The sequence below is a fragment of the Microcystis sp. M165S2 genome (assembly GCF_020245885.1).
Classification (GTDB): domain Bacteria; phylum Cyanobacteriota; class Cyanobacteriia; order Cyanobacteriales; family Microcystaceae; genus Microcystis.
Window position 1 is genome coordinate 1 of the sequence record NZ_JADBTZ010000383.1, and the last position, 7,961, is coordinate 7,961.

Consider the following 7,961-nt stretch of genomic DNA (forward strand, 5'->3'; position numbering starts at 1 on the left):
ATCGTTAGATTGGATTAACGCTTTTGCTGTCTTAACAACAAAATCTTTACGTTGTCTAGAGACTTTTAAATGAAGGCGGGCTACTTTTGACTTCTGCTTTTGACGCTTGTTGCTTCCTTTTTTCTTCTTAGATAGCTGACGATGCGCTTTCTTTAAACGCTTCTCAGCTTTACGAAGAAATCGAGGGTTGTTTACTTTTTCTCCATTGGAGTCAGTCAAGAAATGGTTTAAGCCAACATCAATTCCTATTTCCTTTCCTGTAGAATCAATGGGTTCTACTCGCTCAAGGTCTAGAACAAATTGACAATAAAATCCGTCAGCCCTTTTAATAAGCCTAACTCTTTTAATTAGCGACTTATCTAAAATTTGACGATTATAAGAGCCAACTAGCTTTAACTTACCAATTCCAGTTTTATCTGTGATCTGGTTCGAGGTTAGTTTCTGCTTCCAAGAACAAGTCAGAATACAAGCCATTTTACCCCCCTCCCCCCCGATTTTGCCAACTCTAATCGACGAAAATTTACAATAATTTACATTATTTATTGAGAAAAAATTGGGTAGATTTATCTCATTTCAACGATCAACGTGAATAATGTAGATAGATTCAGAAACCTTCATGAGAGCTAAAATCCGTTTTTGGAGAAGATTAAGACCCGTCATTTCCGTCGAAGCCCTCTCGATGAAAATAGAGTCTAATCCCACTGATAGCAGCTAATCATCGGGCGTTCGCAGCCGCGTTTGGGACTGCCATCATCGAGACTAGGGAGAACAGGGCAAGCGCATCTCTAAAAAATCCCCATCACCTCACCATGCGTTTCCGACAAATTTTTATGCTGTTATTACATGACCAGCAATATTTTGTAACAATCTATACTATCTTTCCCGTTGAAGACTGTAAATTTAAGTTAATTGCTTCGGTGATAACCCTAAAATAAAGTGATCTTTCTAGCCCAGATGACTAAAAACCGCCCCTATCTATCGACTCCTCAAAACTGTTATGCTTCCGGAAAAAATCTCTTAGACAAAAACTATTGCTAAATCTCTGTAGATGGACAAGCAAAAGCGATCAAGAGATAAAAATAGTTACAGCATCCTTACTGAATCAACAGTTACTTTAAAGAAATTTTCTCGGTTATCACCGCGGTCAGTTAGGGGAAGTCATGAGAATTTTTCACCGTTTCATCACCTTTGTTTAGTTTCTAATCACGATTTATTGGACCATGAGTAAACTTTCTAGACGTAGATTTATCTTTGCTGCCGGGGCAACTGCCGTAGGAACGGCAATTCTCCACGGTTGCACCACTCCCAATAATACCGCCACCAGTCCCTCCCCCGCCGGTAGTCCTGCCGCTTCCCCCGTTGCCGGTGGAGAAACTCCCGAAGTCACCACCGCTAAACTAGGTTTTATTGCCCTCACCGACGCTGCCCCCTTAATTATCGCCAAAGAAAAAGGTTTATTCGCTAAACACGGGATGCCCGATGTGCAAGTGATGAAACAAGCCTCTTGGGCTGCCACCCGGGATAACCTAGAATTAGGTTCGGCGGGTAACGGTATCGATGGGGCGCATATTTTATCCCCCATGCCCTACCTAATGACCTTGGGCAAAATCACCAAACAGCCCGTACCGATGTATATCCTGGCGCGTTTGAATACCAACGGTCAAGCGATATCGATCTCCAAATCCCACGCGGATTTAAAACTCGACCTCGACAGTTCTAAACTCAAAGAAACCCTCACCAAAGCGAAATCTGCCGGCAAAGAAATGAAGGCTGCCGTCACCTTTCCAGGGGGCAACCACGACCTGTTCATGCGTTACTGGCTATCTGCGGGCGGCATCGATCCCAATAATGACATCTCCCTCATCGTCGTTCCCCCGCCGCAGATGGTGGCCAATATGAAAGTCGGCACCATGGACGCGTTCTGTGTCGGCGAACCGTGGAACGCCCAAATCGTCTCCAAAAGCCTCGGGTACACTGCCTTGATCACTGGAGAATTCTGGAAAGACCATCCCGAAAAAGCCTTCGCTTTACGCGCCGATTGGGTGGACAAAAATCCCAAAGCGGCAAAAGCTTTAACCATGGCTGTTCTGGAAGCGCAACAATGGTGCAATGATCCCGCTAATGTTAAGGAAATGTGCGAGATCATTGCAGGACGGGAATGGCTGAAAATTGACCCCGCCGATATCTTGGGAAGAATGCAAGGTAATATCGATTTCGGTGATGGTCGCAAGATCGAAAATAGCCCCTTAGCCATGAAGTTCTGGCGCGATAACGCTTCCTATCCCTACAAGAGTCATGATACTTGGTTTGTGACTGAAGACATCCGTTGGGGCTATATTCCCGCCGATACGGACATCAAAGCTTTAGTCGATAAAGTTAACCGTGAGGGCATCTGGAGAGAAGCCGCCACAGCCCTCAATGTTCCGGCCGATCAAATTCCTACTTCTACCTCTCGCGGCGTGGAAACTTTCTTCGATGGTGTGAAATTTGATCCCGAAAATCCCCAAGCCTACCTCGATTCCCTCAAGATCAAGAAGATTTAAATCAGTGAGCATTAATCAGTAATCAGTAATCAGTTAAAGATGATTTTCTGACAACTGTTAATTAATAACTGATAACTAAAATTCTTGCGGATCAAGCCAAGAGCAATGCTGATCACTGAACCACTGATAACTCAACCACTGATAACTGATAACTGATTATGGCTGTTTCTATTTCTCGTCGTTCTCACAGTCCGAAATGGGTAAAAGACCTGCAAAAAAAATTACCCAAACTAGCAACTTCGGCTATTGCTTTATTAATTTTTCTCCTCATCTGGCAAATTCTCTGTTTTAGTCCCGATGCCCCCCTTCCTAGTCCCACCAAAGTTGTTAGTGAGACCTGGGAATTAATTATTAATCCCTTCTTCAATAATGGTGGCACGGATGTGGGGTTATTCTGGCAAATTTTCGCTAGTTTACAACGGGTGGCCGTCGGTTTTACCCTAGCGGCTATTGTTGGCATCGCTGCGGGTATTTTAATCGGTAGCAACGCCCTAATTTATGATGCGATCGATCCGATTTTTCAAATCCTGCGTACCGTTCCCCCCCTAGCTTGGCTACCCATCTCCCTAGCGGCTTTTCGTAATAACGAACCTAGTGCCATATTTGTAATTTTTATTACGGCAATTTGGCCAATTATTATTAATACAGCCGTGGGAGTACAACAGGTTCCCCAAGACTATAAAAACGTCTCTAGAGTGCTGAAATTATCCAAAGTTGAATACTTTTTCAATATTCTTTTTCCCGCCACCGTTCCCTACGTTTTCACGGGATTAAGAATCGGTATCGGTTTATCTTGGTTGGCAATTGTAGCGGCGGAAATGCTGATCGGTGGCGTGGGAATTGGCTTCTTTATCTGGGATGCTTGGAATAGTTCTATGATTAGTGAAATTATCCTCGCCCTGATTTATGTGGGTATTGTTGGGTTCTTACTCGATCGCCTCATGGCCTACATCGCTAAATTAGTTGTACCCGAAGAAAATAAATAGGGTTTGCGGCAAAAAGTTTTTCGGTGGGGGCAGGGTGTGGGGAGCTTTTTAAGTAAACAGTAAACAGTAAACTAAAAACTCACATCTGATAACTGATAACTGATAACTGATAACTGATAACTGATAACTGATAACTGATAACTGATAACTGATAACTGATAACTGAAAATGTCTGCATTTATTGAAGTCGATCACATTGATAAGGTTTTCCCTCTCCCCGATGGCCGTCAATATATCGCCCTAAAAAATATCGATCTCAGCGTTACTAAAGGGGAATTTATCTCTTTAATCGGTCACTCCGGTTGTGGGAAATCCACCCTCTTAAATATGGTCGCCGGACTCGATCGCCCCACGGTGGGGGGGGTGATTTTAGAGGGAAGAGAAATTAAAGACCCCGGTCCCGATCGCATGGTGGTCTTCCAGAATTATTCTCTGCTGCCTTGGTTAACCGTCCGGGAAAATATCGCCCTAGGAGTTAACCGTGTGCTGCGTCATCTACCGGCCGCTGAACGCAAAAGTGTCATCGAACATAGTATCGATATGGTACACCTGCGCCATGCGGCCAACAAACGACCGGGAGAATTATCGGGAGGCATGAAACAACGGGTAGCGATCGCCCGCGCTTTAGCCCTACGGCCAAAAGTCCTGCTACTCGATGAACCCTTTGGGGCGCTGGATGCGTTAACCAGAGGCAATTTACAGGAACGTTTGATGGAAATCGTCGAAGAAAGCCACGTTACCTGTATCATGGTCACGCACGATGTGGATGAGGCCCTATTACTATCTGATCGAGTGGTGATGTTAACCACCGGACCAGAGGCCCATATCGGTCAGATTCTCGATGTTCCCATTCCCCGGCCCCGGCATCGTTTGGAAGTAGTTAATCACCCTAGTTACTACTCCCTCCGTAACGAGATCGTTTATTTCCTCAACCAACAGAAGCGATCGAAGAAAGTCGGTCGACCAACCGGGCCGGTGACGGTTATAGCCAAGGCTCCTGGACTGAAAACCAATCCCACCATCGGTTTTATCCCCCTCACCGATTGCGCCCCGATTATTATCGCCCAAGAGAAAGGTTTCTTCGCCGAGGAAGGATTGGAGGGTGTTGTCCTGCAAAGGGAACCCAACTGGAAAGCGATCGCCCAAGGGGTAGCTACCGGTCGTCTCGATGCGGCCCAGATGGTGGCGGGAATGCCCCTCAGTATGACCATTGGCGCTGGCAATAAGCCCTCTGTCCCCGTGATTAGTGCTTTAGTACTCAGTCGCAACGGTAACGCCATCACCCTCAGCAATAAATACAGGGAATTGGGGGTAGAAAAACTGGGCGACTTAAAGGATGCCCTCCTGCAAAGTCCCGACCAAATCGCCACTTTCGGCATGGTTCACCCCGCCTCCATGCACAATTTGCTGTTACGCTACTGGTTAGCTAGTGGCGACATCGATCCCGATAGTGATGTGAATTTAACCGTAATTCCGCCGCCTCAGATGGTTTCCCTGCTAAAAGCAGGTAAGATCGACGGTTATTGTGTGGGGGAACCCTGGAACTCCTACGCCGTTCAGGAAAAATTAGGCTACGTTATCGCCACCGATCTTGATATTTGGCCCGGACACCAGGAAAAAGTCCTCGGGGTCAAGGAAACTTGGGCGGCAAAACATCCCGAAACCCATATCGCCATGGTCAAAGCTTTAATTAAAGCCTGTGAATACTGCGATGATCGGCGTAATCGAGAAGAAATCGCCAATATTCTCAGTCAGTCCCAGTATGTGGGCGTGGATAGGGCAATTATCCGCCCCGGTTTCCTCGATGGTTACGATCGCGGTTTAGGAACTGCCCCCGAACCCCTATTCCGATTTAATCAGTTTTACGTCGATCAAGCTAACTGTCCGGGCCGGAGTGAGGCCCTATGGACCCTAACTCAGCTTGCCCGTTGGGGTTACGCTCCTTTCCCCCGCAACTGGGTAGAAGTGATTGAACGCGTCCGTCGTCCCGATCTGTTTGGCGAAGCTTGCCGGTCTCTGGGCCTTCCCGATTTGGAACCCGATCGCCACAGTTTCGCCCTCTTTGATCATCTTATTTTCAATCCCGACGATCCGATCGGCTATCTGGAACGTTTCTCAATCCGTCGCGATTATCGCGTCTCGGAAGTTCTCCTCGATGATCCTGTCGCTAATTAATGGTTGTGGTGGGCAAAGCCCACCTTAGAATAAATCTAGGACGAATTATGCAAACTTTTACCGATAAGACCGTGAATTCCAGCACCACTACCCAGCCTTTTTTATTAGTTAGTAATGTTGCCAAAGAATACCCCTCCCCCGAAGGGGTTTACACTGTTTTAGACGGTGTGGAGCTGCAAGTCAATGAGGGGGAATTTGTCTGCATTATCGGTCACTCCGGCTGCGGTAAATCGACCCTTTTAAATATGGTGGCGGGGTTTTCTTCTCCTAGTCGTGGGCAAGTGCTGCTACAGGATAAAGAGGTTAAGGAACCGGGGCCAGACCGGATGATGGTATTCCAAAATTATTCGCTTTTGCCCTGGAAAACTGCCTTTGAGAACGTTTATATCGGCGTTAATTCGGTTTATCCCCAAAAAACTCAGGCTGAGAAGGTGAAGATCGTGGAAGAAAATCTATCCTTAGTGGGATTGACAGAAGCAGCCCAGAAAAAACCCCCCCAGTTATCGGGAGGCATGAAACAACGGGTTGCGATCGCCCGCGCCCTGGCCATTCGTCCCCAAGTCCTCATCCTCGATGAACCCTTTGGGGCCTTAGATGCGATCACCAAAGAGGAATTACAGGAAGAATTGCTGAAAATCTGGCAAGAACACCAGTTAACCGTGTTGATGATTACCCACGATATCGATGAGGCTTTGTTCTTGTGCGATCGCTTGGTGATGATGACCAACGGCCCGAGCGCTAAAATCGGTGAGGTGTTAAAGATGCCTTTTGCTCGTCCCCGGATTCGTTCCCAAATCACCGAAGATCCCCGTTACTACGAACTCCGCAATGAAGCCCTCGATTTCCTCTACAATCGTTTTGCCCATTCGGAGGATCCCAACGAGGATGCCCCCGAAGAACCCCGCACAGAAAATCTCGTGGGTAAAATTGTTACTACTATTGGTGGCATAGCCTTACTCGCTTTTGTCGGTTTTAGTCTAATACAAATGTTCACTAGCAAGACTCCCAATACTACTAATCCCCCTACCATCGAGGCCCCCAAATAAGTAACAGTTATCAGTTATCAGTTATCAGTTATCAGTTATCAGTTATCAGTTATCAGTTATCAGATTTGAGTTTTAAGTGATACTAAATCCGCTGAGTATAGGCTACATATCAGGACAGGCAAAAGGCAGAAGGCAATAGGGAGAATGAATAATCAGTCTTTAATAACCAGATTTAGTATGACAGTATTAAATAGAAGTTTCCTACTGTCTTTTCACTGATTACTGATTACTGTTTACTGATCACTCTTAATTCCCCGAATATTTTCCGATTAATCTCTGGAGAGTTCATCAATGATTAAGATGTTCAAAGACCGATTTATCACCGATATCGTTGGGGAGAGGTTGGCTTAACTTTCTCAGAGCAAAGATAACGAATAAAGTCGCCCAGAGAATTAATAGCCCCTTTTCCCAATTTAAGGGCAATATTCCCAAAAGATGACCGAGTAAAAGGGTGGGAACTAGAGGGGTTAAAAACTTGGTTTCTAGACGATTAAAACAAAAAGCTTCTTTGAAATAAATCCCCGTGAGACTAGCAAAAATAAAGCCGACACCGAATAAACTCACCGGATGGTTATAGACAAATTCTAGGGGAGAAAGGTGAGAATAGAGGCTGAAAATTAGGGAAGTAATCACCCCGATTAGCCAAAAAACTTGCAGGAGACGATGGAGGGGAATTAAATAAATATGGATAGTCAATAAACTGATGCCTAACCCCAGACAAAAACCAATGTATAAAAGGTTAGTCAGGGGCAATAATTGCGGTCGGGTGAGAACTATAATTGTAGCGACAGCGAAACTAAAAGCCGCTAAATTTAACCCCAGACGGTAGAGACGCACAACTAGGCGATCGCTATCCGTAATCGTAAACTCTCCGAATTGACCTTGATAAACTCGATCGACAGTAGAGGAAGTCATTATGCTCTAAAGAAAAAGGGAAGCTTAGAAAAGATTGACTACAAATCATCGAAAATTTGGGTCTGAAACCCCGTAGTTCTGCGACGGCTTTACTGTTAAATATTAGCGCATTTACAAAATATATGCTAAAATACGAGGTATGGAAAAAGCCTATTCTTACCGATTTTACCCCACACCCGAACAAGAGTCGCTATTGCGGCGCACTTTGGGCTGTGTAAGATTAGTTTACAATAAAGCTCTCCACGAACGAACACAAGCATGGTACGAAAAGCAAGAAAGAGTAGGATATGCTCAAA

Annotated in this window: 7 protein-coding genes; 5 read left to right on the forward strand and 2 right to left on the reverse strand. The window is 45.5% G+C overall.

From position 1 onward, the window contains the following. Positions 1 to 474: RNA-guided endonuclease InsQ/TnpB family protein (locus tag IM479_RS19000; protein ID WP_287685353.1), on the reverse strand; the 474-nt coding region annotated here is incomplete at its 3' end. A gap of 746 nt (positions 475 to 1,220) precedes the next feature. Between IM479_RS19000 and IM479_RS19005 the strand changes: the two genes are divergently transcribed. The 4 genes from IM479_RS19005 to IM479_RS19020 all read left to right on the forward strand — a co-directional run bounded on the left by IM479_RS19005 (position 1,221) and on the right by IM479_RS19020 (position 6,750). After that, complete coding sequence (locus IM479_RS19005) at positions 1,221 to 2,543, forward strand: CmpA/NrtA family ABC transporter substrate-binding protein (protein ID WP_287685354.1); 1,323 nt, start codon at positions 1,221 to 1,223, stop codon at positions 2,541 to 2,543. 158 nt (positions 2,544 to 2,701) lie between these two features. Beyond that, complete coding sequence (ntrB, locus tag IM479_RS19010; RefSeq protein ID WP_287685355.1) at positions 2,702 to 3,529, forward strand: nitrate ABC transporter permease; 828 nt, start codon at positions 2,702 to 2,704, stop codon at positions 3,527 to 3,529. 168 nt (positions 3,530 to 3,697) lie between these two features. Further along, complete coding sequence (locus IM479_RS19015; RefSeq protein ID WP_287685356.1) at positions 3,698 to 5,704, forward strand: ABC transporter ATP-binding/substrate-binding protein; 2,007 nt, start codon at positions 3,698 to 3,700, stop codon at positions 5,702 to 5,704. A 47-nt stretch (positions 5,705 to 5,751) separates the two neighbouring features. After that, the gene (locus IM479_RS19020; protein ID WP_287685357.1) at positions 5,752 to 6,750 is read left to right on the forward strand and encodes a nitrate ABC transporter ATP-binding protein; all 999 of its coding nucleotides are present in this window, start codon (positions 5,752 to 5,754) and stop codon (positions 6,748 to 6,750) included. A 288-nt stretch (positions 6,751 to 7,038) separates the two neighbouring features. On the opposite strand, the gene IM479_RS19025 is transcribed toward IM479_RS19020, so the two are convergent. Continuing rightward, positions 7,039 to 7,665, reverse strand: a complete 627-nt coding sequence (locus tag IM479_RS19025) for a DUF2301 domain-containing membrane protein (protein WP_287685358.1) — start codon at positions 7,663 to 7,665, stop codon at positions 7,039 to 7,041. Positions 7,666 to 7,804: 139 nt separating this feature from the next. Here IM479_RS19025 and IM479_RS19030 point away from each other — a divergent pair. Further along, positions 7,805 to 7,961, forward strand: a 157-nt coding sequence (locus IM479_RS19030) for a helix-turn-helix domain-containing protein (RefSeq protein WP_287699533.1), incomplete at its 3' end; no start/stop codon positions are given.